The organism is Acidovorax sp. SUPP2825 (genome assembly GCF_030158995.1).
GTDB lineage: Bacteria > Pseudomonadota > Gammaproteobacteria > Burkholderiales > Burkholderiaceae_C > Paracidovorax.
This window is the reverse complement of sequence record NZ_BQXK01000014.1, coordinates 74,550-97,630: the sequence shown is the minus strand read 5'-3', so window position 1 is coordinate 97,630 and position 23,081 is coordinate 74,550. Positions and strand designations below refer to the sequence as shown.

Sequence of the window (23,081 nt, the reverse complement as noted above, 5' to 3'; positions counted from 1 at the left end):
GCCATCAATGCGCGGCCCACTGGATGGCGCTGATGTCAACGCCATCCTTGTACATTTCCCACAAAGGGCTCAACTCGCGCAGCTTGGCCACGTTGTGTCGGATGGTGGATACCGCGTAGTCGATCTCTTCTTCGGTGGTGAAGCGGCCGATCGTCATGCGCAGGCTGCTGTGTGCCAGCTCGTCGCTGCGGCCCAGAGCGCGCAGCACGTAGCTGGGTTCCAGGCTGGCGGAAGTGCAGGCAGAGCCCGACGACACGGCCAGGCCCTTGATGCCCATGATCAGAGACTCGCCTTCGACGTAGTTGAAGCTGATGTTCAGGTTGTGCGGCACACGGCGCTCCATGTCGCCGTTCACGAACACTTGCTCGATGTCGTGCAAACCGTCGAGCAGGCGCTTTTGCAGTGCCTTGGCTTTTGCCAGGTCCTGCCCCATCTCTTCGCGGGCGATGCGGAAAGCCTCGCCCATGCCCACGATCTGATGGGTCGGCAATGTGCCGGAACGCATCCCGCGCTCATGCCCGCCGCCATGCATCTGGGCTTCCAGCCGCACGCGAGGTTTGCGCCGCACATACAGCGCGCCAATGCCCTTGGGGCCGTATGTCTTGTGAGACGCCAGGCTCATCAGATCGACAGGCAGCGTCGAAAGATCGATGTCCACCTTGCCCGTGGCTTGCGCAGCATCCACGTGGAAGATGATGCCCTTTTCACGGCACAGGGCACCGATCGCCGGCAGGTCCTGGATCACCCCGATTTCGTTGTTCACGAACATGACGCTCAACAGGATGGTGTCTGGGCGAATGGCCGCCTTGAGCACCTCGAAATCGAGCAGGCCGTTTTCCTGCACGTCCAGGTAGGTGACTTCGAAGCCTTGGCGCTCCATCTCGCGCATGGTGTCCAGCACGGCCTTGTGCTCGGTTTTCACCGTGATCAGGTGCTTGCCCTTACCCTTGTAGAACTGCCCTGCACCCTTGATGGCCAGGTTGTTGGACTCGGTGGCTCCGCTCGTCCAGACGATCTCACGCGGGTCCGCATTGATCAGGCGAGCAACTTCCACACGGGCTTTTTCAACGGCCTCTTCCGCCTCCCAACCCCAGGCGTGGCTCCGTGAGGCCGGGTTGCCGAAATGCTCGCGCAACCACGGAATCATGGCATCCACGACCCTTGGGTCCACTGGCGTGGTGGCACCGTAGTCGAGATAGATGGGAAAGTGGGGGGTCATGTCCATGGCTGGCTCAGTAAGGGGTCTGGCTGGCGAGAGTCAGAAGTCAAAAATCCGGCGTGTGCGACTGCCCGGCCAAAGCCGGGCATCCACTCACGACTTGGCGAACACGTTGCCCAACGCGAAAACCGAGTTGGGTGCATTGACGCGAATCGGCTTCACGACCGGCGTGGTCGAGATAGCGCGGCGCACGACGGGCTTGTCTTCGATCTGAACGCCCTTGGCCAGTTGGTCGTCCACCAGCTTCTGAAGCGTGACCGAATCCAGAAACTCGACCATGCGCTGGTTGAGCGACGCCCACAGCTCATGCGTCATGCAACGGCCGGCTTCGCCCAGACAGTTTTCCTTGCCGCCGCACTGGGTGGCATCGATGGGCTCGTCCACCGAGACGATGATGTCGGCCACGGTGATGTCCGCCGCCTTGCGGGCCAGCGTGTAGCCGCCGCCTGGGCCGCGGGTGGATTCGACCAGTTCGTGCCGGCGCAACTTGCCGAAAAGCTGCTCCAGATAGGAGAGCGAAATTTGTTGCCGCTGGCTGATTGCCGCCAAAGTGACGGGGCCATTGTTCTGGCGCAGGGCCAGATCGATCATGGCGGTGACCGCAAAACGGCCTTTGGTAGTGAGACGCATCGCAAGCTCCTTGTCGTCAGGCTTGTCCGTTATAGAAACGCCCCGAGGCAACATGATTGCCGCCTGAGGCACCGTCTCCGCCCCTAACTCCGTGCACCTCTCGCTTGAAAGCGAAGAGACTTTGGGAGCCCTTCATCGTTGGGCTGTTTTGTTGAGTGTTTCACCCAAGTATAGCACAAATCCCTATTGTTTTTGTCGGGTAACAAAACCCATCAGTCACCTTTTCTCCCCAACCGTCGCCAACTTGGCCGTTACAGCGCCACCTGGTCGCCCCCGGAGGCCCCGAACGCCTGCGATTTCAACTGGCCCAATTGGTCCCGCACACGGGCCGCCTGTTCGAACTCCAGGTTGCGGGCATGCTCCAGCATGAGCTTTTCCAGCCGCTTGATTTCCCGGGCCACGTCCTTTTCGGACATGTCTTCCACCTGGGCGCGGCGCATCGATTCCTGCTCCAGCCGCTCGGCGTCCTTGCCGGCTTTCTCGCTGTACACCCCGTCGATCAGGTCTCTCACCTGCTTGACGATGCTGCGGGGAGTGATTCCCTTTTCCTCGTTGTGTGCGATCTGCTTGATGCGCCGGCGTTCCGTTTCGCCGATGGCTTTTTTCATGGACTCGGTCACCCGATCGGCGTAGAGGATGGCCTTGCCGTTCAGATTGCGCGCGGCGCGCCCGATGGTCTGGATCAGGCTGCGCTCGGCCCGCAGGAAGCCTTCCTTGTCGGCGTCGAGGATCGCCACCAGCGACACCTCGGGAATGTCCAGCCCCTCTCGCAGCAGGTTGATCCCGACCAACACGTCGAACGCGCCCAGCCGCAGGTCGCGGATGATTTCCACGCGCTCGACCGTGTCGATGTCCGAGTGCAGGTAGCGCACCTTCACGCCGTTGTCGCTCAGGTAGTCGGTCAACTGCTCGGCCATCCGCTTGGTCAGCGTGGTGATGAGCACGCGCTCAGCCTTGTCCACGCGGATGCGGATCTCCTGCAGCACGTCGTCCACCTGGTGGGTGGCGGGGCGCACTTCGACCTCGGGATCGATCAGCCCGGTGGGGCGCACCACCTGGTCCACCACCTGGCCGGAATGGGTCTTTTCGTAGTCGGCCGGCGTGGCGGACACGAAGATCACCTGGCGCATGCGCGTCTCGAATTCCTCGAACTTGAGCGGGCGGTTGTCCAGCGCGGACGGCAGCCGGAAGCCGTACTCGACCAGCGTGGTCTTGCGCGAGCGGTCTCCGCTGTACATGGCGTTGAGCTGACCGATCATCTGATGGCTCTCGTCCAGGAACATGAGCGCATCGCTGGGCAGGTAGTCCGTCAGGGTGCTGGGCGGATCGCCCGGCGCAGCGCCCGACAGGTGGCGGGTGTAGTTCTCGATGCCCTTGCAGTGCCCGACTTCGCTGAGCATCTCCAGGTCGAACCGGGTGCGCTGCTCCAGGCGTTGCGCTTCCACCAGCTTGCCTTCGGACACGAACTGCCCCAGGCGCTCGGCCAGTTCGAGCTTGATGGTCTCCACCGCCGTCAGCACCTTGTCGCGCGGGGTCACGTAGTGGCTGCTTGGGTATACCGTGAAGCGCGGGATCTTCTGCTTGACGCGCCCGGTGAGCGGGTCGAACAGCTGCAGGCTCTCGATCTCGTCGTCGAACAGCTCGATGCGGATCGCCAGCTCGGAGTGCTCGGCCGGAAACACGTCGATGGTGTCGCCGCGCACGCGGAACTTGCCGCGGCTGAAGTCCTGCTCGTTGCGCTGGTACTGCATGCGGATCAACTGCCCGATCACGTCACGCTGGCTGAGCTTGTCGCCCACGCGCAGCGTCATCACCATGCGGTGGTAGCTTTCGGGCTCGCCGATGCCGTAGATCGCCGACACGGTGGCCACGATCACCACATCGCGCCGTTCCATCAGGCTCTTGGTGCACGACAGGCGCATCTGCTCGATGTGCTCGTTGATCGCGGAATCCTTCTCGATGAAGAGATCGCGCTGCGGCACATAGGCTTCGGGCTGGTAATAGTCGTAATAGCTCACGAAATATTCCACGGCGTTCTTCGGGAAGAACTCGCGGAACTCGCTGTAGAGCTGGGCGGCCAGGGTCTTGTTGGGCGCGAAAACGATGGCCGGACGCCCCATCCGCGCGATCACGTTGGCCATGGTGAACGTCTTGCCGGAGCCGGTCACCCCCAGCAGGGTCTGAAAGACCTCGCCGTCCTTGATCCCTTCCACGAGCTTTTCGATGGCCTCGGGCTGGTCGCCCGCGGGGGGATAGGGCTGGTACAGCTCGAACGGCGAGTCCGCGAAGCTGACGAACTGGCCGGTCACGGGTTCGGTGATGACTGGGTGCATGGTGTGGGGCGGTTCGCTTGCATGGGCCGCTAAAATCGGCGGTTGACCCGAAAGCCTATCGCAGCTTGGGGCGCAACGTCAGTTTTCCAACCTCCAAGGACTATTCAATGTCTCTGTTCACCGCCGTCGAAATGGCCCCCCGCGACCCGATCCTGGGTCTGAATGAGCAATACAACGCGGACACCAACCCCCACAAGGTCAATCTGGGCGTGGGTGTGTATTTCGACGACAACGGCAAGCTGCCCCTGCTGCAATGTGTCCAGGCGGCCGAAAAGGCCATGATGGAAAAGCCCGCTGCCCGCGGCTACCTGCCCATCGACGGCATCGTGGCCTATGACAACGCGGTCAAGGCCCTGGTGTTCGGTGCGGACAGCGAGCCCGTCACCTCCGGCCGCGTGGCCACGGTGCAGGCCATCGGCGGCACGGGCGGCCTCAAGATCGGCGCCGACTTCCTGAAGAAGGTCAGCCCCGACGCGAAGGTGCTGATTTCCGACCCCAGCTGGGAAAACCACCGCGCGCTGTTCACCAACGCCGGCTTCACGGTCGATACCTACGCCTACTACGACGCGGCCAAGCGCGGCGTCAACTTCGACGGCATGCTCGCCAGCCTGAACGCGGCCGCGGCCGGCACCATCGTCGTGCTGCATGCCTGCTGCCACAACCCCACCGGCTACGACATCACGGCCGAGCAGTGGGACCAGGTGATCGCGGTGGTCAAGGCCAAGGGCCTGACGCCCTTCCTGGACATGGCCTACCAGGGCTTCGGCCACGGCATCGCCGAAGACGGTGCGGTGATCGGCAAATTTGTCGCCGCCGGCCTGAATTTCTTCGTGTCCACCTCGTTCAGCAAGAGCTTCAGCCTGTACGGCGAACGCGTGGGCGGCCTGTCGGTGCTGTGCGCCGACAAGGAAGAAGCCGGCCGCGTGCTGAGCCAGCTCAAGATCGCCATCCGCACCAACTACTCCAACCCGCCCATCCACGGCGGCGCGGTGGTGGCGGCCGTGCTGGGCAACCCCGAGCTGCGCGCGCTGTGGGAAAAGGAACTGGGCGAGATGCGCGTGCGCATCAAGGCCATGCGCCAGAAGCTGGTCGATGGCCTGAAGGCCGCCGGCGTGAAGCAGGACATGTCGTTCATCACGCAGCAGATCGGCATGTTCAGCTACTCCGGCCTGTCCAAGGACCAGATGGTGCGCCTGCGCAGCGAGTTCGGCGTGTACGGCACCGATACCGGCCGCATGTGCGTGGCCGCGCTTAACAGCAAGAACATCGACTACGTCTGCCAGTCGATCGCCAAGGTGGTGTGACCCCCTGCCCCGGCCGCCAATAAAAAACCGCCTTAGGGCGGTTTTTTATTAAGGGTGTTTCAGGCCGCCAGCACAATATCTTCTAGGGCATATCGCTATAAATAATATAGCAATCAACCCCACAGTACCGACCGCATCGAGATCGAGGCCGACTGGTAGCCCGTGTTGAAGAAGCGCGGCATTTCGCGCGCATCGGCCGCGGCGGCGGCATACAGGAGCGGCAGGTAGTGCTCGTGGCTGGGATGGGCCTGCTGCGCGACCGAGCCCAGCCGCTGAAAGTGCGGCAGCGCATCCAGCTCGCCCTGCTTGATCTGGTTCTGCACCACGGTGTCGAACTCCACCGCCCAGTCGTATGCCTCGGTGGGCGCCGTGCCCCGCCGGGTGACGCGCAGGTTGTGCACGATGTTGCCGCTGCCCACGATGAGCACGCCGCGCTCGCGCAGGGCGCGCAGTTGCCGGCCCAACGCGTAGTGCTCGGCCGGCGGGCGGCCGTAGTCCATGCTGAGCTGCAGCACGGGGATGTCCGCCGCCGGGTACATGGGCTCGAGCACCGACCAGGTGCCATGGTCCAGGCCCCACTCGCCCGCATCCACCCCCAGCGGCTGGCCCGTGGCCGGCGACCGCAACTCGCCCGCCAGGCCCGCGGCGACCACCGGTGCGCCCGGCGCGGGGTACTGCTGGTCGAACAGCGCCTGTGGGAACCCACCGAAATCGTGAATGGTGCGCGGGACGGCCATGCCCGTCAGCTGCCACCCGCCCCGGGTGAGCCAGTGCGCCGAGATGCACAGGATCAACTGCGACGGCGTGCCGCGCGTCCGCAACTCGGTGCCCATGGCCTGCCAGGCGCGGCGCCAGGCGTTGTCCTCGATGGCGTTCATCGGACTGCCGTGGCCCACGAACAGCACCGGCATGCGCGGCGAGGGCTTGAGCCGCTCCAGGGCGTTGGCCGTGGCAGCGCTGGACAAGGGCGACATGAGGAAAGCTCCGGGAAGGGTGGCGAAGCCGGCCAGGGCGGCCACGGACGTTCTGCGTTGCATGCGAAAGGGACGATGGAATGGGATTTTGTATAACCGCGGGGACGGAGCGGCGCGGTGGGCCGAAGTTCCGGCCGGCTCGCCACGTTCCACGGCCGGCCCAGGGCCATGCATTGTTCCACCCCGCGCCGCGCTTTCCATTCACCTCGCCTTCCGCCCATGACTGCACCTTCCCTGCTGCCCCTGCGTGGCGTCCGGCTCCTGAGCCTGGCGCTGAACCTGCCCGGCCCCGCCGCCCTGCTGCGCTGCCAGCGCCTGGGCGCCGAATGCACGAAGCTGGAGCCGCCACCGCCCGAGGGCCATTCCAGCGCGGACCCGATGGCGATGTACAGCCCGCCCGCCTACGCGGCGATGCATGCCCAGGTCCGCGTGGTGCACGCCCACCTCAAGACGGATGCAGGCCAGGCCGTGCTGCAGGCGGAACTGGCGCGCACCGATGTGCTCATCACCTCGTTTCGGCCGTCGGCGCTGGCCAAGCTCGGGCTGGGCTGGGACGCGCTGCACGCGCGCCACCCTCGGCTGTCGATGGTGCGCATCGTGGGCGCGCCGGGCAGCCGTGCGGAAGAGCCGGGGCACGATCTCACCTACCTCGCCGATGCGGGGCTGGTCACCGGCACCACGCTGCCGCCCACGCTGTATGCGGACATGGGCGGCGCCCTCATGGCCAGCGAGGCCGTGCTGCAGGTGCAGTTGGCGCGCGCCGCGTCCGGCCAGGGTACGTGCATCGACGTCGCCCTGTCGGACGCCGCCGAGTGGCTGGCCCAGCCGCGCGACTGGGGCCTGACCCTGCCGGATGGCGATGTGGGCGGCGCGCATGCGGGCTACCGGGTCTATCCGTGCGCCGGCGGAGGGGTGGCGGTGGCGGCCCTGGAGCCGCATTTCTTCGCGCGCCTGGCCCGGGCGGCAGGGTTGCCGCCAGAGGCCGATCCCCGGGCGCCCGGCACCCATGCCGCGATCGCAGCGTTCTTGCAGGGGCAGACGCGCGCCGCGCTCGACGCGCTGGCCACGGGAGAGGACATCCCCCTGCACACGCTGGACTGAACGATGCAAAAGCAAGGCACGGTGCTGCGCTGGGACGCCACGCGCGGGTTCGGCTTTCTGCGCAGCGGCGATACGGGCGTGGATGTGTTCTTTCACGTGCGGGACCTGCAGGGCCTATCGGAGCCGCGGCCCGGCCTGGCCGTGGTGTACGAGGAAATCCACGTGGGCGGAAAAGGGCCGCGGGCGATGGCCGTGCGGGCCGCCCACGGGCCGTTTCAGGCGGGTGGAGGGCCTCAGCCGATGGCGCGACGCGGGCCGCGCCCTCCGTCCCCGGCATCGGCCCCGCCCGCCCGGGCTGATCCCGGCCGCGCACCGCCCCGGCAACCCCAACAGCGTGGGCCTGCCGGAGGCGCCCAGGCACGCGCCGCTGCGTCGCCACCGGCCCGGCGGCGCACCCCTTCGCGCGGTGCGCGCTCCGAGAACCATGGCGTGGCCTATTCGTGGATGGTCGCGTGGCTGGCGCTCGTGGCCTGGGGCGTCTGGACGCAGCGAATCTCCACGGGATGGCTGGCGGCCCTGGTGGCCGTCAACGTGGTGACCTTCGCCGTGTATGCCAGCGACAAGGACGCCGCACGCAGCGGGGGATGGCGCACCAGCGAACAGCGACTGCATCTGCTCGCCGTGCTGGGCGGCTGGCCGGCCGCGTGGTGGGCACAGCAGTGGCTGCGGCACAAGTCGAGCAAGGCATCGTTCCGCGCGGTCTACTGGCTCACCGTGGCCGTGCACTGCGCCGGGCTGGCCGCGGTGCTGGCCCATCAATCGGGCATATTGCTACGTTTTTAGTAGCGGTATGCCGGCGATTTCATTGCGCCACAGGCCGTTTCGATGCCGGGTCTGCGCCAGCCCGGCCACGCCCGTCTCGGACGCGTCCCACACGGTGGCCTTGCCCCGCCCTACAGCGCTGGCGTCCGGGCCCGGGCCCAATGGCCGGTGAATCCACAGCGAGAGGAACCCCATGAAGCCCTTCGTCCTCGACCCGGACATGACGTCCTCGGCCGGCACCTTCTACCCCACCGGCCATGTCTTCGCCCTCTTTCCCGACGAGGCCCACGCCCGCGATGCCGCCGAAGCCCTGGGGGCCGATGGCGAACGCACCGACATCTCCCACGCCACGCCCGACGCCATCCTGCAGCACGTGGTGCGCACGCTGGGCAATGCCGACACCCCCCTGCCCTCGGTGGGCGCGGAAGGCACCATCGTTCGCCGCATTTCCGACCTGGCCGCGGCCGGGCACCATGGCCTGCTGGTCAAGGTGGGCGACGACGACGATGCGGAAACCCTGCAGGCCGCGCTGGAGCCGCACGGCGCGCAAGCCGCCTTCTACTACCGCCGGCTCATCATCGAGGACCTGATTCCGCAGCCCGTGCCTTGACAGGCAGGTCAGCGAGCCGAAACGTGACCGGACCGGCGCCTTGGACTTTGGCGCCCCTGCCGATATAGTTCGCCATGGCCTGCCTCCCTGCGTCGTCTGCCCGATGCCTCCCCTTCGCGATGGGAGCGCCGGGCATGGCCTTGCCGCAGGACCTTCGCCGCGCGCCGGCGAACGTCCCCATTTCTTCCTGGTGACTGCATGGACGCGCCGACTCCCCCGCAAGGAAACCGTCGGCGCCCGTGGACGTCCGGCCTCACCGGCCCCTTCATTGCCATTCTGATCCTGCAGGCCGTCGTGGCCTCCGCCAGCCTGTACGTGCTGTCCACCGTGCGCGCGTTCGTCGCGGGCGAAAGCCAATGGACCAAGGGCCAGAAGGATGCCATTCACCACCTGGGCCAATACGTCGTCACCGGCGAGGGCCGCCTGTACGAGCAGTTCCACCAAGCCTTGCAGATTCCCCTGGCCGACCGTGAGGCACGGCTGCTGATCGAGGCCCCCGAACCCGATGTGGCCGGCGCCCGCGAGGCCCTCCTGCGCAGCGGCAACCACCCGAGCGACCTCACGGGGCTGATCTGGATGCTGCGCCTGTTCCGGGACCACGACATCCTGCGCGAGCCCATCCGGCACTGGATGCTAGGCGACGAATACCTGCAGCGGCTGGACGCCCTGTCGCGCGAGATCCGGGCGGGGTACGTGGCCGGCGGCGTGACGCCGGACATGGTGCAGCGCTGGCAGCGCCTGGTCGATGAGATCGACGTCGGCGTCACGCCGGCCGCCACCGACTTCAGCGCAGCGATGGGCGACAGCTCACGGCGCATCATGGGCTGGCTGCTGTGGCTGAACGTGGCCACGGTGCTGGCGCTGATCGCCCTCACCCTGGCCCACACCCGCCAGTTGATGGGACAGCGCCGCCAGGTGGAAGCCATTCTGGAAGCCGAACGCGAACAGGCGCACACCACCCTGGCGGCCATCGGCGATGGCATCGTCACCACCGACCTGCACGGCAACGTGCGCTACATGAATCCCGCGGCGGAAAACCTGCTGGCCCGCTCCGGCCAGGACAGCCTGGGCATGCCGCTGGCGCAGCTGCTGCACACGGGCCCCCACGACGGCGCCAAGGCCACCGGCACCGCGGAGCCACCCGCCCCCCACGGGAGCATCGCCCAACTGCTTGAACGCGCGCTGCACGGCACCGTCGGGCTGCACGACGAACACCCGCACCGCATCGTGCGGCCGGACGCCAGCACCGTCCCCGTCACGTTGGTGGGCTCACCGCTGATGAACCAGGGCCAGTTGGCGGGCGCCGTGCTGGTGCTGCACGACGTGACGCGCGAGCAGCAATACCTGGAGCAGCTCGCCTGGCAGGCCAGCCACGACACGCTCACCGGCCTGGTGAACCGGCGCGAGTTCGAGCGGCGCCTGGGCCAGATGCTGGCGCGGCCACGGCCCTCCGAGGTGGCGGGCGCGCTGCTGTACATCGATCTGGACCAGTTCAAGGTGATCAACGACACCTGCGGCCACCCCGCGGGCGACGAGATGCTGCGCGAGGTCTGCCGCATGCTGCAACGCGGTCTGCGAGAGGGCGACACGCTGGCGCGGCTGGGCGGCGACGAATTCGGCGTGCTGCTGCACGACTGCCCCCAGGAGGTGGCCGAGCGGATCGCCGAGCAGATCCGCCACCACGCGCAGGAGTTGCGCCTGCCCTGGGGCGCCCGCACCCTGCGCACCGGCCTGAGCATCGGCCTGGTGCACCTGACGGCCGACCTCACCAGCCTGCAGGAGGTGCTGCGCGTGGCCGACATGGCCTGCTACGGCGCCAAGGAGCGCGGCCGCAACACGGTCTACGTCTACCAGCCGCAGGACGCGGCCATGTCGCGCCACCTGGACGACATGCACTGGGTGCAGCGCATCCGCCAGGCGCTGGAGCAGGACCGCTTTCAGCTCTACACGCAGGAGATCGCCCCGCTGCGGGCGCCGAACGACGGCGGCGTGCATGTGGAGGTGCTGCTGCGCCTTCAGGGGGAAGGCGGCCAGGCGATCTTCCCCGGCGAATTCGTGCCGGCCGCGGAACGCTTCGGCCTCGCGCAGGCCCTGGACCGCTGGGTGGTCGAGCACACCTTCGCCGCGCTGGCCGAGCGCCGCCGGCAGCCGCAGGAGCGGCCCATCACACTGTGCGCCATCAACCTGTCCGGCACCAGCGTGGGCGACGAAAGCCTGCTGGAGTACCTGCGCGACCAGATGGCCCGCTACGCCGTGCAGGCCAACCAGCTGTGCTTCGAGGTCACCGAGACCGCGGCCATCGCCCACCTGCCCAACGCGATCCGCCTGATCCGCGAGCTCAAGCAGCAGGGCTGCCATTTCGCGCTGGACGACTTCGGCGCCGGCATGTCTTCGTTCACTTACCTGCGGCACCTGCCGGTGGACTACCTCAAGATCGACGGCGCGCTAGTGCGCGACATGCTGGAGGACCCGGCCAACCGGGCGATGGTGGAGATGATCAACCACATCGGCCACGTGATGGGCAAGCAGACGATCGCCGAGTTCGCCGAGACGCCGGCCATCGTGGAGGCGCTGCGCGCCATGGGTGTGGACCATGCGCAAGGCCATGCCATCAGCCGCCCGGAACCGATGCCCCGGGCCGCGGTCCAGGGCGCTGCCCCGGCGGGCGGGCCGGGCGCGGCGCCGCCGGAGGGCTCAGCGCCCCTTGCGGAACGTTTTACCGGAAGGGGTCCCGCCGGCGGGCTTGCCGGCTAGGCCGGCGCGGGGCGGCAGGCCGGTGTGCTGGGTCAGCATGCGGCCGGCCACGGGTTGCTGGGCGGCCTTGTTGAACGCCAAGCCCTTGGCCGGCGGCGCCTTGCGTTGTGCCGCCACCGGGGCCACGGTGCTGTTCTTTCGGCGCGCGCTCTGGTAGCTGCCGTCCGTCATCGGCTGGAAGGTCGGAATCAGGTGGTGCTTGCCGTTGCCGATCAGGTCGGCGCGGCCCATGGTCTTCAGCGCCTCGCGCAGCAGCGGCCAGTTGTTGGGATCGTGGTAGCGCAGGAAGGCCTTGTGCAGGCGCCGGCGCTTTTCGCCGCGCACGATGTCCACTGCCTCGCTGTCGCGGCCGATCTTGCGCAGCGGGTTCTTGCCCGAGTGGTACATGGCCGTGGCCGTGGCCATGGGGCTGGGGTAGAAGGTTTGCACCTGGTCGGCACGAAAGCCGTTCTTCTTGAGCCAGATGGCCAGGTGCATCATGTCCTCGTCGCTCGTGCCCGGGTGCGCGGCGATGAAGTACGGGATCAGGAACTGCTTCTTGCCCGCCTCTTCGCTGAACTGCTCGAACATCTGCTTGAACTTGTCATAGCTGCCGATGCCCGGCTTCATCATCTTGGTGAGCGGGCCCTGCTCGGTGTGCTCGGGCGCGATCTTGAGGTAGCCGCCCACGTGGTGCTGCACCAGCTCCTTCACGTACTCGGGCGACTTCACGGCCAGGTCGTAGCGCAGGCCGGAGCCGATCAGGATCTTCTTGATGCCCTTGAGCGCGCGGCCGCGGCGGTAGATCTTGATGAGCGGGCCGTGGTCGGTCGTGAGGTTCTGGCAGATGCCCGGGTACACGCAGCTGGGCTTGCGGCAGGCGGCCTCGATCTCGGGGCTCTTGCAGCCCAGCCGGTACATGTTGGCCGTGGGGCCCCCTAAGTCGGAGATGGTGCCGGTGAAGCCGCTCACCTTGTCGCGGATGTCCTCGATCTCCTGGATGATCGAATCTTCGGAGCGGCTCTGGATGATGCGGCCCTCGTGCTCGGTGATCGAGCAGAAGGTGCAGCCGCCGAAGCAGCCGCGCATGATGTTCACGCTGAAGCGGATCATCTCCCACGCCGGGATCTTGGTCGCGCCGTCGTGGCTGCCGTTCTCGTCGGCGTAACTCGGGTGCGGGCCGCGCGCGTAGGGCAGATCGAACACGTAGTCCATCTCGGCCGTGGTCAGCGGGATGGGCGGCGGGTTGATCCACACGTCGCGCGCCGTCGGGCCCTCGCCGTGGGCCTGCACCAGGGCGCGGGCGTTGCCGGGGTTGGTCTCCAGATGCAGCACCCGGTTGGCGTGGGCGTAGAGCACCGGATCGCTCTTGACCTGCTCGTAGCTGGGCAGGCGGATCACGCTGCGGTCGCGCGGCGGCACCTTGAGCTTGGCCTTGAGGTTCGGGTTGGCCACGAACAGCATCGGCTGGATGGCGGGGTTGGGCTCGGCGGATTTCGAGCCATTTTGCCCTTGCGCCCTAGTATCCATTGGCATAGATGCTATCGAATCAGGAGCATCCTCCTTGCTGCAGGTGCTGCCTTGGGCGGCGGCCTGCTCGCTGGTCGTCATGTAGGGGTTGACGTGCGCCTCGACGCGGCCGGGCTCGTCCACGCTGGTGGAGTCGATCTCGAACCAGCCCAGGCCGGTTTCATCGTCGGACCGGCGCACGAAGGCGGTGCCGCGCACGTCGGTGATCTGCTCCACGGGCTCGCGCGCGGCCAGGCGGTGGGCCACCTCGACGAGGGCGCGTTCGGCGTTGCCGTACAGCAGCAGATCGCACTTGGCGTCCACCACGACAGAGCGGCGCACCTTGTCGCTCCAGTAGTCGTAGTGGGCGATGCGGCGCAGGCTGCCTTCGATGCCGCCCAGCACGATGGGCACGTCCTTGTAAGCCTCGCGGCAGCGCTGGCTGTACACGATGGCTGCGCGGTCGGGCCGCTTGCCGCCCACGTCACCGGGGGTGTAGGCGTCGTCGCTGCGGATCTTCCGGTCGGCGGTGTACCGGTTGATCATGGAATCCATGTTGCCCGCCGTCACGCCCCAGAACAGGTTGGGGCGGCCCAGCGCCTTGAAGGCCTCGGCGCTCTGCCAGTCGGGCTGCGCGATGATGCCCACGCGAAAGCCCTGCGCCTCCAGCGTGCGGCCGATCACGGCCATGCCGAAGCTGGGGTGGTCGACGTAGGCATCGCCCGTCACCAGGATCACGTCGCAGCTGTCCCAGCCGAGGCGCTCCATCTCGGTGCGGCTCATGGGCAGGAACGGGGCCGTGCCGAAGCGTTTCGCCCAATACGGGCGATAGCTGGTCAGCGGCTTCGCGGCGCGCGCGAAAAAGGAAACGTCAACGGGGGCGTTCATGGAGGGCAAGGCGTGGGGAAGCCGCGATTTTAGGCTTTTGGGCCTTTCCTGTCGAAACCAAAGGCCAAGGCGCGTTCCCGCGCCCTGCGCCGCTGGGGGTTAGCTGCGGGTGGCGAGCGGCCTGGCGGCGGCCTCGGTGCGCGGCGTGGCGGGCCCCGATCGGCCTGTCACCATTCGCCGGAGGCACGCACCCGCTGGTCCAAGTCCGGGGCGGGCGGCTCGCCGTAGGGCGAGTGCAGTTCGGTGGCCCTGGCGGTCCAGGCGGTAGGAATAGCGGCCAAAGCGCCCTCCTCCACGCGGCCCGGCCCGTTGGCGCCGGCCAGGGCAGCGGGAAACACCATGGCGTTCATCACGTGGGTCAGCGCAGCGGCAAGCATGGCGGGTCCTTTTCATGCGGGGTTGCCGCCAGCGTATGGCGGCGGGGTGACTGTTTCGTGTCAACGAAAAAGGGGCCGCTGAAAAGGGCCCCCTCTGTATGCAACCGGCGACAGCACCGGGTGGCGGAAGGTTATTTCGCCAGGGTCAGCGTGCCCTTCATCAGCGCGGAATGGCCGGGAAAGGAGCAGAAATAGGCATAGGACTCGCCGGCCTTGAGCGCCTGGGTGGAGAACGTCACCGAATCGCTCTCGCCGCCGCCCACGATCCTGGTGTGCGCGATCACCCGGGCGTCCGCGTCCTTCACGTAGTTCTTGGCGGCCCCGGCAGCGATGCCGTCCGTGGCCACCGCCTGCAGGTCGGCGGCCTTGCTCAGCACCCAGTTGTGGCCCATGGCGGTCTTGGGAAGCTTGCCCACGTGCTTGAGCTTGACGGTGAATTGCTTGCAGCTTTGCGGCACCGCGAGGGTCGCCTTGTTAAACTGCATCGCATCGTTGCCTTCGATCTCGGCCGTGCAGTCGGCGGCCCAGGTGGGGCCAGCCGCCAATACCAGGGCCAGCGCAGCGAATTTCCAGTGGTTTGCCATGAGGTCTTCCTTCTTCATAAAACAGGTGCTTGCGCCTGGCGTTGCCGGGCTGCTCCATGCAGCCGGGCGACGCAACAGCGCGATGCAGGGAGCGTATGCGCGGGGGCCCTGCAGCGCCTTGAGGTGCATCAAGCCTTGTGCCGAATGCCGTCCATGGACCCGGCATGCAGTTAAGCTCCGCCGCCCATGCCCTACACCGTGCGAACCCCCACCCATAGCGAACTGGTCATCAAGAAAAGCCGGTTCATCGGCTGTGTGCAGCCCATGGCGGACCGCGCGTCGGCCCAGGCCACCGTCGATGCGCTGCGGCAGCAGCACCCCGGTGCCGCGCACGTCTGCTGGGCGCTGCTGGCGGGCGGCCAGTCGGCCGCGGTGGACGATGGCGAACCCGGCAGCACTGCGGGCCGGCCGATGCTGGAGGTGCTGCGCCACCAGGACCTCGAAGGCGTGCTGGCCACCGTGGTGCGCTATTTCGGCGGCGTCAAGCTGGGTGCGGGCGGGCTGGTGCGGGCCTACACCGACACCATCGCGCAGGCGCTGCTGCCGGCTGAGAAGGTGCCGCTGCAGCGCATGGTGGCGCTGCAGTGCGAGGTGCCCTATGCCCTGGAGGGCCTGGTGCGCCGCGAGGTCGAGGCGGCCGGCGCCACGCTGGGCGAGGTGGCCCACGGCTCGCTGGTGGCCGTGCGCATCCAGCTGCCTCAGCCGCAGGAGGCGGCGTTCGTGCAGCGGCTGAACGACGCCTGCCAGGGCCGCATCGGCTGGATCGCGCCGTAGCGCCGCCATCGCCTGCGCCGAAAGTGCCCTGCACCTACAGGCCCCGCCCTGCGGCCCGGGGACACTCAGCCATTCGCCACCCCTGAGGAGATCGACCCATGAGCCCACCCCTGGACGCCATCATCATCGGCGCGGGATCGGCAGGCCTTGCCGCGTTGCGCGAGGTTCGCAAACGCACCGACCGCGTGCGGATCGTCAACGATGGCCCCTGGGGGACCACCTGCGCACGGGTGGGCTGCATGCCCTCCAAGATGCTGATCGAAGCGGCCAACGCCTACCACCGGCGCCACGCATTCGACACCTTCGGCCTGCGCGGCGGGGACGGCCTCTCCGTCGACATGCCTGCCGTGCTGGAGCGCGTGCGCGCCCTGCGCGACGAGTTCGTGGCGGGCACCGAGAAGGCATCGGCGGTCGGCGACCAGGGCATTTCGGGCCACGCGCGGCTGCGCGGCCCGGGCACGGTGGAAGTGGGCGGGCAGACTTACCACGCCCGCAGCGTCATCATCGCCACCGGCTCGCGCCCCATCATTCCCGAGGAATGGCTCGCGTTCGGCGACCGCATCCTGACCACCGACACCCTCTTCGAGCAGCCCACCCTGGGACCGCGCATGGCGGTCATCGGGCTGGGACCGCTGGGCGCGGAACTGGCGCAGGCCCTGTCTCGGCTGGGCGTGGAAGTGGCGGCGTTCTCGACCGGGCCATCGCTGGCCGGGCTGTCCGACCCCGACATCCTCGGCGCGCTGAAGGCCGTGCTGAAAGACGAATTCGTGGTCAGCGTGGGCGAGGAGGCCCGCTTGCGCGAAGTGCCGGGCGGGATCGAGGTCAGCAACGGCAGCACCACGGTGGTGGTGGACCAAGTGCTGGCGGCCATGGGTCGGCGGCCGAACATCGAACACCTCGGCCTCGATACCCTGGGCATCCCCCTGGACCCGCACGGCAAGCCGCCTGTGGATGCGCGCACCATGCAGATCGCGGACCTGCCCGTGTTCATGGCCGGCGATGCCGACGACCGCCGGCCGCTGCTGCATGAGGCCTCCGACGAGGGCCACATAGCCGCCCTGAACGCCATGGCACCCGAGCCGCAGTGCTTTCGCCGGCGCACGCCGCTGTCCATCGTGTTCACCCAGCCCAACGCGGCGGTGATCGGCCAGGCCTGGAAGGACCTGAAAGAGGGCGAATTCGTGACGGGCTCGGTGGATTTCTCCCGCCAGGGCCGCGCACGCGCGGCGCAGCACAACCAGGGCCGCCTGAACGTGTATGCGGAGCGCGAAAGCGGCCGCATCCTGGGCTCGGAGCTGTGCGCCCCCAGCGGAGAGCACCTAGCGCATCTGCTGGCGCTGGCCATCGACCGGTCGCTCACGGTGCAGGACCTGCTGCGCATGCCGTTCTACCACCCGGTCCTGGAGGAAGGCCTGCGCACCGCGCTGCGCGATGCGGCTTCGCACCTGCCCAGCGGCAGCGCGTCGGACCTGTCGGCCTGCTCCGCCTATGGGGCCAGCGCGCTCGATTGAATATTCCGCCCCCGCCTGGGCTTCAGTTCCAGGCGGGGGTGCCGAAAAGGGAGGGGTCTTTGCCTTCGCCTCGCCCCGAGGCCCCAACAGGAGCACCCCATGGATGTCGCGCTTTCCCAATCGGTCGTCAACACCGCAACGGCCATGGCCAGCCAGAAGAATTCCGATGCCCTGAACATCCGGGTGCTGAAAAAGGCGCTGGACACCCAGGAGGCCTCCGCCACCTTGCTGATCGAGTCGATGAAGCAATCGATGCCCCAACCGGCACTGGCCACCTCCGGCGCGCTGGGCACCCAGGTCAACACGTTCGCCTGAGCCGGTGGCCCCGAGGGGCCGCCCAGTCCAGGGAGCGGTCTCATGGCGACAGCCCCGGTCTAATTCACCCAAACGACCAAAAGATGAAACTTAGAATACTCTTTTAGCTAAAAAAGAGTATAAACAGGATCATGACCAACGATCTGATCCACAGCCTGACCGTGGCACGCAAGGCCAGCCAGCTCACGCAGGCCGAGTTGGCTGAACGGGCCGGCCTCTCGCGGATGACGGTGCAGCGCACCGAAGGGGGCGACCTCGATCCCCGCTATTCCACACTGACGGAAATGGCCCGCGTGCTGGGGATGGACATCATCGCCGTGCCCAGCACCCTTCGGCCGAGCCTGCAGGCCTTCATCCAGTCGGGCGGCAAATTCCTGGGTCAGCCCCAGGGCGTGGATGCCCCGCCTTCGGTGATCGACAGCCTGCGCAAAGAAGGCTGAGCGCGGCCGGCTGACCCGCCATGAGCACCTCCATCCGCTACCTGCGCCTGTACCTGCACCGCCCGGCCGGCCAGGGTGCCGGCCGCACGGCGATCGGCTACCTCTCGCAGTACGGCGACATCCTGCGCGTGTCGTTCGATGCCAGCTACATCAACGACCCCGGCCGCCCCACCCTGTCGCTCAGCTTTCAGGGCGAGACCGAGGCCGCCACGCAGCAGATCCTGGCTTCGGCGCGCGACGCCCGGCTGGTGCGCACCGATGGCCGCTGGCCGGTGTACTTCCAGAACCTGCTGCCCGAAGGCCACAACCGCGAGCGCCTCGCACGCGAACGCGGCTGCGCGCCCGACGACGAGTTCGAGCTGCTGGCCGCCGCAGGCCACGACCTGATGGGCGCGCTGGAGGTAGAGCCCGTGCCCGCACAGGACGGCGTGCCCGACGTGGTTCGCCACTGGCACACCACCCAGGGCCTGGACGTGCTGGAGCCGGGCTTCGTCGAATACCCCGTGGAGGACGCTGCCTCGCTGCCCGGCGTGGTCACCAAGTTCAGCGCGGTGCAGGAAGGGCGGCGCTACACCGTGCACCGCAAGGGCGCGGCCGGCAGCGTGATCCTGAAGCTGCCCACCACCGCCCACCCCGACTTGGTGGCCAACGAACACGCCGGCTACCAGCTGTGCCGGGCGCTCGGCCTGGACTGCGCCCAGGCGGATGTCATCACCCGCGCCGAGGCCGACCTGCCCGACGCTGTGCCCTTCGACGAGATCCTGGCCGTGCAGCGGTTCGACCATCTGCCCGGCGGCCAGCGGGTGCACATGGAAGAGTTCAACCAGGTGCTGGGCTACACGCCGCGACAGAAGTACGGCAAGGGCATCCTGCAGGACTACGCCACCATGCTGCGCGTGCTGGACCGCCTGAGCCACCAGCCCGTGCACGACACCCGCGAGTTCCTCGCCCGCATGGTCGCCTTCATCCTCATGGGCAACACCGATGCGCACCTCAAGAACTGGGCGCTGGTCTACCCTGACGGGCGCGCGCCGCAGTTGTCGCCGCTGTACGACCCGGTGTGCGTCGCCGCGTTCTTCGAGGGCGTGCCCGAAAGCCAGTACACGGTGAACCGGGCCATCGACAAAACCCTGCGCGCCTTTTCATGGGACGACATGGAAGGGCTGATCAAGGCCGCCGGCCTGCTGCGGGCGCCGCGCCATCTTGCGCTGCTGCGCGATTCGGTGCGCCTGGCCCAGCAGACATGGCCCGAGCGCATCGCCGACGCGCCACCCGCGATGCGCCGATCGGTCGCGGAGCGCCTGGCAGGCGGTGTCGCGCTCACACGGAACTGAAAGCACAACTCCCAGCATGATCACCCCATCACTGAAACCAGCCGATCCCCTTTGCCCGCCCGGCGAGCGCGGCGCCTTGCAAGTGCCCTACCTCAAGCGCTGCTGGTCGCGCTGGATGACGGCGCGCCAAGGCCTGCCCACGGGCGAGAACGCGGAATCCCATCGCACACAGATCGTGCTCGCGGCACTGGGCCTGGGCCTGGAGCAGACCATGCAGCACGTGCTGTGGCATGCGCCGGAGTTCGCGGACTTCGAGGACTGGATCGTGCGCACCGCCGGGGCGCCCGATGCCGCCACCATCGCCCGCATCCAGGCGCTGGTGGACGGCGGGCCAGCGCCCGACGCCGTGGCCCGGCTGCACGCCCAGGTCGACGCCATGCCGCCCGTGCTGGATGCCGACGACCTGGCGCACTGGGACGAGCACGGCTACGTGATCGTGCGGCAGGCCGTGACGCCCGACGACAGCGCCGCCGCGGCGCAAGTGGTGTGGGAGGCGGTGGGCGCCACGCCGGACGATGTCGAGTCGTGGTACCGCAACGCCCCGCGCAACATCATGGTGCAGCTGTTCCAGCACCCCGCGTTCGACGCGAACCGCCGGGCGCTGCGCATCCACAAGGCGTTCGCGCAACTGTGGGGCACCGCCGACCTGTGGCGCAGCACGGACCGCTGCGGTTTCAATGTGCCGGAGCGCCCTGGCCACCCTTACCAGGCGCAGGGGCTGCACTGGGACGTGAGCCTGCACCCCCCCATCCCGTTTTGCACCCAGGGCATCCTGTACCTCACGGACACGCCGCCCGAACAGGGTGCGCTCACCGTGGTGCCGGGCTTTCACCGCCAGGTGGAAGGGTGGCTGGCCGGACTGCCGCCGGACGCCGATCCGCGCAGGCAGGATTTCCAGGCGTTGGGCGCCCGGCCCATCGGCGCGGGGGCCGGCGATCTGGTGATCTGGCAACAGGCCCTGCCCCATGGAGCCAGCCCCAACCGCGGCGCGCGGCCCCGACTGGTGCAGTACATCAACATGATGCCCGCCGAGGTGCCGATTCAGGCCATCTGGCGCTGACCAGCCTCTACCGATCCCCTATCGGGGCGTGCCCGAAACCCGCCAGATGGCGTTTCCCACGTCATCGGCCACCAGCAGCCCGCCGCGCGCATCCAGCGCCACGCCGACGGGACGGCCATAGGCATCGCCTTCGGGGCTGAGGAACCCGGTCAGCACGTCAATCGGCTGGCCCTTGGGCTGGCCGTTTTCGAAGGGCACGAAGACCACCTTGTAGCCACTGCGCGGCTTGCGGTTCCACGAGCCGTGCAGGCCCACGAAGGCCCCCTGGGCCAGCTGCCGCGGCAATCCGTTGCCCGCCGATGGCGGGCCCGAGAAGGCCAGCCCCAGGGGCGCCACGTGGCTGCCCAGCGCATAGTCGGGTGCGATGGCTTTGGCGACCTGGTCCGGCTGGGGTGGTTTCACCCGCACATCCACATGCTGGCCGTAGTAGCTGTAGGGCCACCCGTAGAACGCGCCCTCCTTCACCGAGGTGAGGTAGTCGGGCACGAGGTCGCTGCCGATCTCGTCGCGTTCGTTCACCACCGTCCACAGCGCGCCGCTGCCGGGGGCCCAGCCCAGGCCGTTCGGATTGCGCAGGCCGCTGGCGAAGATGCGGTGGGCGCCGCTGGTGCGGTCCACCTCCCAGATGGCGGCGCGGCCTTGCTCGGCCTCAATGCCGTTCTCGGCCACGTTGCTGTTGGAGCCCACCGTCACATAAAGCTTGCTGCCGTCCGGGCTGGCGATGAGGTTCTTGGTCCAGTGGTGGTTGAACGGCAGGCCGGGAAGGTCCACCACCTTGGTGGCCGGTGCCGTGATGGTGGTCTGGCCCGCCGTGTACGGAAAGCGCACCACCGCATCGGTGTTGGCGACGTAGAAATCGCCCCCCACCAGCGCCATGCCGAACGGGGAATGCAGGCCCTGCAGGAACACGCTGCGGGTTTCCGCGACGCCGTCGCCGTCGGTGTCGCGCAGCAAGGTGATGCGGTCGGCCGATGGCGCGCCCGAGCCCGCGCGGCCCATGACCTTGCCCATGACCCAGTTGCGCACGTTCTTCACCAGCCCCTGGTCTTCCTTGGGCTTGGCCGGCGTGTTGCTCTCCGCGACCAGCACGTCGCCGTTGGGCAGCACGTACACCCAGCGCGGATGGTCCAGCCCCTTAGCCAGCGCGGTGACCTGCATGCCCGCCATGGGCGTGGGCTGCATGCCGTCGGGCCAACCCTTGGCGGGTGCGATGTGAACGGTGGGGATCAGGGTCTTGTGGGGTTCGGGCAGCGTGGGCGACGGGCCCACGCCGGCCTCGGGCGGCAGCCGTGCCGTATCGCCGCAGCCGGCCAGGGCCCCGGCCAGCGCGCAGCCCAGGACGGCGACAGGCCAGCGGGCGGTTGAAAACGGGGGGAGATGGGAGCGTTGCGCGTGCATGGGGGAACCTGCCTTCTGTGCTGTTGGGGTGCCGATCGCGGCAGATGCGCCGCGATGCGGGCCAGTGTGCCGCGCCGGTACTACCGCCCCTGTCAGCCATGGGCGCGAACGCGCCAGACAGGTCTCCCATCCCCTCCCCGGCATGCAGCGGGCCCGGGCGCCAGGGCGCCAGGGCACCGGGCCGGGTCACGTCACAGCGCGGCGTCAGTCCACCTTGATGTTGGCGGCCTTGATCACCTGCGCCCACTTGGCAACTTCGGCCTTCTGGAAGGTGGCGATCTGCGCGGTCGTCATGTCGGCCGGCTCCATGCCGAAGCTCTTGAGGCGGGTCTGCATGTCCGGCTGCGCGAGGATCTTGCGGATCTCAGTGTGCAGGCGGGTCACGACCGGCTCGGGCGTACCGGCGGGCACGAAGATGGCCTGCCACGACTGCACCTCGAAATCGGCCAGGCCCTTCAAGCCGGATTCGGCCACGGTGGGTACATCAGGCATCGAGCCCAGGCGCTTGGCCGAGGTGACGGCAATGGCGCGCAGCTTGCCGCTCTGGATGTGCGGCGCGGCCACGACGGTGGTGTCAAACATCATGTCCACCTGCCCCCCGATCACGTCCTGGATGGCCGGGCCGCTGCCCTTGTACGGTACGTGGGTGAACTTCACGCCCGACTTGTAGGCCAGCAGCTCCAGCGCCAGATGCTGCGAGGTGCCGGTGCCGGCGGAGGCCGACGACAGGCCGCCCGACTTGCCGCGGGCAGCGTCCAGCACGTCCTTCAGCGTTTTGTAGGGGCTGCTGGCCGCCACCACCAGCACCACCGGGTTGGTGCCGATGAGCGTGACGGGCGCGAATGACTTCACCGGGTCGTAGCCCAGCTTCGGGTACAGGCTCACGTTGATGGCGTGTGAGCTGATGGTGCCGCCCAGAAGCGTGTAGCCGTCCGGTGCCGCGCGGGCCGCGATTTCCGAGCCGACGCTGCCGCCCGCCCCACCCTTGTTGTCCACCACCACGGTCGTGCCCAGGGCAGTGCCCAGCTGCTGGCTGATCAGCCGGCCCAGCGTGTCGGTGGTGCCGCCCGCCGCGAACGGTACGAGGTAGGTGATGGTCTTGCCGGTGGGCCAGGTGCCCTGCGCGAAGGCTGGCAGGCCGATGAAGCTGCCGGCGGCGGCCGCAGCGGCCGCGGCGGCGATGAAGGTTCTGCGTTGCATGTGCGTTGTCTCCTGGTTTTGAAAA

At 68.0% G+C, this 23,081-nt stretch carries 20 protein-coding genes; 11 read left to right on the top strand and 9 right to left on the bottom strand.

From position 1 onward, the window contains the following. Nucleotides 1-4 precede the first annotated feature (4 nt). The 3 genes from AVAK2825_RS17760 to uvrB form a co-directional block, all read right to left on the bottom strand. Nucleotides 5-1,225, bottom strand: coding sequence for an IscS subfamily cysteine desulfurase (locus tag AVAK2825_RS17760; RefSeq protein WP_284401304.1), 1,221 nt, complete (start codon nucleotides 1,223-1,225; stop codon nucleotides 5-7). 87 nt (nucleotides 1,226-1,312) lie between these two features. Then, complete coding sequence (gene iscR / locus AVAK2825_RS17755; RefSeq protein ID WP_092739258.1) at nucleotides 1,313-1,849, bottom strand: Fe-S cluster assembly transcriptional regulator IscR; 537 nt, start codon at nucleotides 1,847-1,849, stop codon at nucleotides 1,313-1,315. Between the two features lie 251 nt (nucleotides 1,850-2,100). Continuing rightward, nucleotides 2,101-4,182: an excinuclease ABC subunit UvrB gene (uvrB, locus tag AVAK2825_RS17750; protein WP_284401297.1), complete on the bottom strand. Its 2,082-nt coding sequence runs from the start codon at nucleotides 4,180-4,182 to the stop codon at nucleotides 2,101-2,103. Between the two features lie 107 nt (nucleotides 4,183-4,289). Here uvrB and AVAK2825_RS17745 point away from each other — a divergent pair, with 107 nt between their 5' ends. Beyond that, on the top strand, nucleotides 4,290-5,486 hold the full coding sequence (locus AVAK2825_RS17745; RefSeq protein ID WP_284401295.1) for an amino acid aminotransferase: 1,197 nt from the start codon (nucleotides 4,290-4,292) through the stop codon (nucleotides 5,484-5,486). A gap of 113 nt (nucleotides 5,487-5,599) precedes the next feature. Here the strand turns inward: AVAK2825_RS17745 and ygiD are convergent, their stop codons facing one another. Beyond that, complete coding sequence (ygiD, locus tag AVAK2825_RS17740) at nucleotides 5,600-6,460, bottom strand: 4,5-DOPA-extradiol-dioxygenase (protein ID WP_502870561.1); 861 nt, start codon at nucleotides 6,458-6,460, stop codon at nucleotides 5,600-5,602. A gap of 219 nt (nucleotides 6,461-6,679) precedes the next feature. On the opposite strand from ygiD, the gene AVAK2825_RS17735 reads away from it, so the two are divergent. The 4 genes from AVAK2825_RS17735 (at nucleotide 6,680) to AVAK2825_RS17720 (ending at nucleotide 11,687) form a co-directional block, all read left to right on the top strand. Continuing rightward, nucleotides 6,680-7,561 (top strand): CoA transferase, encoded by an 882-nt coding sequence (locus AVAK2825_RS17735; protein ID WP_284401292.1) that lies wholly within the window; start codon nucleotides 6,680-6,682, stop codon nucleotides 7,559-7,561. 3 nt (nucleotides 7,562-7,564) lie between these two features. Beyond that, nucleotides 7,565-8,344 (top strand): cold shock and DUF1294 domain-containing protein, encoded by a 780-nt coding sequence (locus AVAK2825_RS17730; protein WP_284401290.1) that lies wholly within the window; start codon nucleotides 7,565-7,567, stop codon nucleotides 8,342-8,344. A 172-nt stretch (nucleotides 8,345-8,516) separates the two neighbouring features. Continuing rightward, on the top strand, nucleotides 8,517-8,933 hold the full coding sequence (locus tag AVAK2825_RS17725; protein ID WP_272569117.1) for a hypothetical protein: 417 nt from the start codon (nucleotides 8,517-8,519) through the stop codon (nucleotides 8,931-8,933). Nucleotides 8,934-9,131: 198 nt separating this feature from the next. Continuing rightward, nucleotides 9,132-11,687, top strand: coding sequence for an EAL domain-containing protein (locus AVAK2825_RS17720; protein ID WP_284401288.1), 2,556 nt, complete (start codon nucleotides 9,132-9,134; stop codon nucleotides 11,685-11,687). Here the strand turns inward: AVAK2825_RS17720 and AVAK2825_RS17715 are convergent. The 3 genes from AVAK2825_RS17715 to azu form a co-directional block, all read right to left on the bottom strand. After that, nucleotides 11,628-14,063: a YgiQ family radical SAM protein gene (locus AVAK2825_RS17715; RefSeq protein WP_284401286.1), complete on the bottom strand. Its 2,436-nt coding sequence runs from the start codon at nucleotides 14,061-14,063 to the stop codon at nucleotides 11,628-11,630. The genes AVAK2825_RS17720 and AVAK2825_RS17715 overlap by 60 nt on opposite strands. A gap of 167 nt (nucleotides 14,064-14,230) precedes the next feature. After that, nucleotides 14,231-14,440 (bottom strand): hypothetical protein, encoded by a 210-nt coding sequence (locus AVAK2825_RS17710; protein ID WP_284401284.1) that lies wholly within the window; start codon nucleotides 14,438-14,440, stop codon nucleotides 14,231-14,233. 131 nt (nucleotides 14,441-14,571) lie between these two features. After that, entirely contained in the window at nucleotides 14,572-15,024 is a 453-nt protein-coding gene (azu, locus tag AVAK2825_RS17705; protein WP_284401281.1) for an azurin, read from the bottom strand. A 186-nt stretch (nucleotides 15,025-15,210) separates the two neighbouring features. Here azu and AVAK2825_RS17700 point away from each other — a divergent pair, with 186 nt between their 5' ends. The 6 genes from AVAK2825_RS17700 (at nucleotide 15,211) to AVAK2825_RS17675 (ending at nucleotide 20,458) form a co-directional block, all read left to right on the top strand. Further along, nucleotides 15,211-15,798, top strand: a complete 588-nt coding sequence (locus AVAK2825_RS17700; RefSeq protein WP_284401278.1) for an IMPACT family protein — start codon at nucleotides 15,211-15,213, stop codon at nucleotides 15,796-15,798. Nucleotides 15,799-15,896: 98 nt separating this feature from the next. Further along, entirely contained in the window at nucleotides 15,897-17,309 is a 1,413-nt protein-coding gene (locus AVAK2825_RS17695; RefSeq protein ID WP_284401276.1) for a dihydrolipoyl dehydrogenase, read from the top strand. 99 nt (nucleotides 17,310-17,408) lie between these two features. After that, nucleotides 17,409-17,624: a YjfB family protein gene (locus tag AVAK2825_RS17690; RefSeq protein WP_272569111.1), complete on the top strand. Its 216-nt coding sequence runs from the start codon at nucleotides 17,409-17,411 to the stop codon at nucleotides 17,622-17,624. A gap of 131 nt (nucleotides 17,625-17,755) precedes the next feature. Next, nucleotides 17,756-18,064, top strand: a complete 309-nt coding sequence (locus tag AVAK2825_RS17685; RefSeq protein ID WP_272569110.1) for a helix-turn-helix domain-containing protein — start codon at nucleotides 17,756-17,758, stop codon at nucleotides 18,062-18,064. A 20-nt stretch (nucleotides 18,065-18,084) separates the two neighbouring features. Continuing rightward, on the top strand, nucleotides 18,085-19,398 hold the full coding sequence (locus tag AVAK2825_RS17680; RefSeq protein ID WP_284401274.1) for a type II toxin-antitoxin system HipA family toxin: 1,314 nt from the start codon (nucleotides 18,085-18,087) through the stop codon (nucleotides 19,396-19,398). A 16-nt stretch (nucleotides 19,399-19,414) separates the two neighbouring features. Continuing rightward, a complete protein-coding gene (locus AVAK2825_RS17675) occupies nucleotides 19,415-20,458 on the top strand; it encodes a phytanoyl-CoA dioxygenase family protein (RefSeq protein WP_284401272.1) in 1,044 nt (347 codons plus the stop codon). Between the two features lie 18 nt (nucleotides 20,459-20,476). Here AVAK2825_RS17675 and AVAK2825_RS17670 read toward each other — a convergent pair whose 3' ends face one another. Continuing rightward, a complete protein-coding gene (locus tag AVAK2825_RS17670; RefSeq protein ID WP_284401270.1) occupies nucleotides 20,477-21,856 on the bottom strand; it encodes a PQQ-dependent sugar dehydrogenase in 1,380 nt (459 codons plus the stop codon). A 204-nt stretch (nucleotides 21,857-22,060) separates the two neighbouring features. Continuing rightward, on the bottom strand, nucleotides 22,061-23,056 hold the full coding sequence (locus AVAK2825_RS17665) for a Bug family tripartite tricarboxylate transporter substrate binding protein (RefSeq protein ID WP_284401267.1): 996 nt from the start codon (nucleotides 23,054-23,056) through the stop codon (nucleotides 22,061-22,063). Nucleotides 23,057-23,081 lie beyond the last annotated feature (25 nt).

Excerpts from the sequence above, each read along its gene's own strand:
- AVAK2825_RS17760 (WP_284401304.1), bottom strand. The coding sequence starts at position 1,225 with ATGGACATGACCCCCCACTTTCCCATCTATCTCGACTACGGTGCCACC.
- azu (WP_284401281.1), bottom strand. The coding sequence starts at position 15,024 with ATGGCAAACCACTGGAAATTCGCTGCGCTGGCCCTGGTATTGGCGGCT.
- AVAK2825_RS17710 (WP_284401284.1), bottom strand. The coding sequence starts at position 14,440 with ATGCTTGCCGCTGCGCTGACCCACGTGATGAACGCCATGGTGTTTCCC.
- AVAK2825_RS17745 (WP_284401295.1), top strand. The coding sequence starts at position 4,290 with ATGTCTCTGTTCACCGCCGTCGAAATGGCCCCCCGCGACCCGATCCTG.
- AVAK2825_RS17680 (WP_284401274.1), top strand. The coding sequence starts at position 18,085 with ATGAGCACCTCCATCCGCTACCTGCGCCTGTACCTGCACCGCCCGGCC.
- uvrB (WP_284401297.1), bottom strand. The coding sequence starts at position 4,182 with ATGCACCCAGTCATCACCGAACCCGTGACCGGCCAGTTCGTCAGCTTC.
- AVAK2825_RS17665 (WP_284401267.1), bottom strand. The coding sequence starts at position 23,056 with ATGCAACGCAGAACCTTCATCGCCGCCGCGGCCGCTGCGGCCGCCGCC.
- AVAK2825_RS17700 (WP_284401278.1), top strand. The coding sequence starts at position 15,211 with ATGCCCTACACCGTGCGAACCCCCACCCATAGCGAACTGGTCATCAAG.
- AVAK2825_RS17730 (WP_284401290.1), top strand. The coding sequence starts at position 7,565 with ATGCAAAAGCAAGGCACGGTGCTGCGCTGGGACGCCACGCGCGGGTTC.
- ygiD (WP_502870561.1), bottom strand. The coding sequence starts at position 6,460 with ATGTCGCCCTTGTCCAGCGCTGCCACGGCCAACGCCCTGGAGCGGCTC.
- AVAK2825_RS17675 (WP_284401272.1), top strand. The coding sequence starts at position 19,415 with ATGATCACCCCATCACTGAAACCAGCCGATCCCCTTTGCCCGCCCGGC.
- AVAK2825_RS17690 (WP_272569111.1), top strand. The coding sequence starts at position 17,409 with ATGGATGTCGCGCTTTCCCAATCGGTCGTCAACACCGCAACGGCCATG.
- AVAK2825_RS17715 (WP_284401286.1), bottom strand. The coding sequence starts at position 14,063 with ATGAACGCCCCCGTTGACGTTTCCTTTTTCGCGCGCGCCGCGAAGCCG.
- AVAK2825_RS17725 (WP_272569117.1), top strand. The coding sequence starts at position 8,517 with ATGAAGCCCTTCGTCCTCGACCCGGACATGACGTCCTCGGCCGGCACC.
- AVAK2825_RS17695 (WP_284401276.1), top strand. The coding sequence starts at position 15,897 with ATGAGCCCACCCCTGGACGCCATCATCATCGGCGCGGGATCGGCAGGC.
- iscR (WP_092739258.1), bottom strand. The coding sequence starts at position 1,849 with ATGCGTCTCACTACCAAAGGCCGTTTTGCGGTCACCGCCATGATCGAT.
- AVAK2825_RS17720 (WP_284401288.1), top strand. The coding sequence starts at position 9,132 with ATGGACGCGCCGACTCCCCCGCAAGGAAACCGTCGGCGCCCGTGGACG.
- AVAK2825_RS17685 (WP_272569110.1), top strand. The coding sequence starts at position 17,756 with ATGACCAACGATCTGATCCACAGCCTGACCGTGGCACGCAAGGCCAGC.
- AVAK2825_RS17670 (WP_284401270.1), bottom strand. The coding sequence starts at position 21,856 with ATGCACGCGCAACGCTCCCATCTCCCCCCGTTTTCAACCGCCCGCTGG.
- AVAK2825_RS17735 (WP_284401292.1), top strand. The coding sequence starts at position 6,680 with ATGACTGCACCTTCCCTGCTGCCCCTGCGTGGCGTCCGGCTCCTGAGC.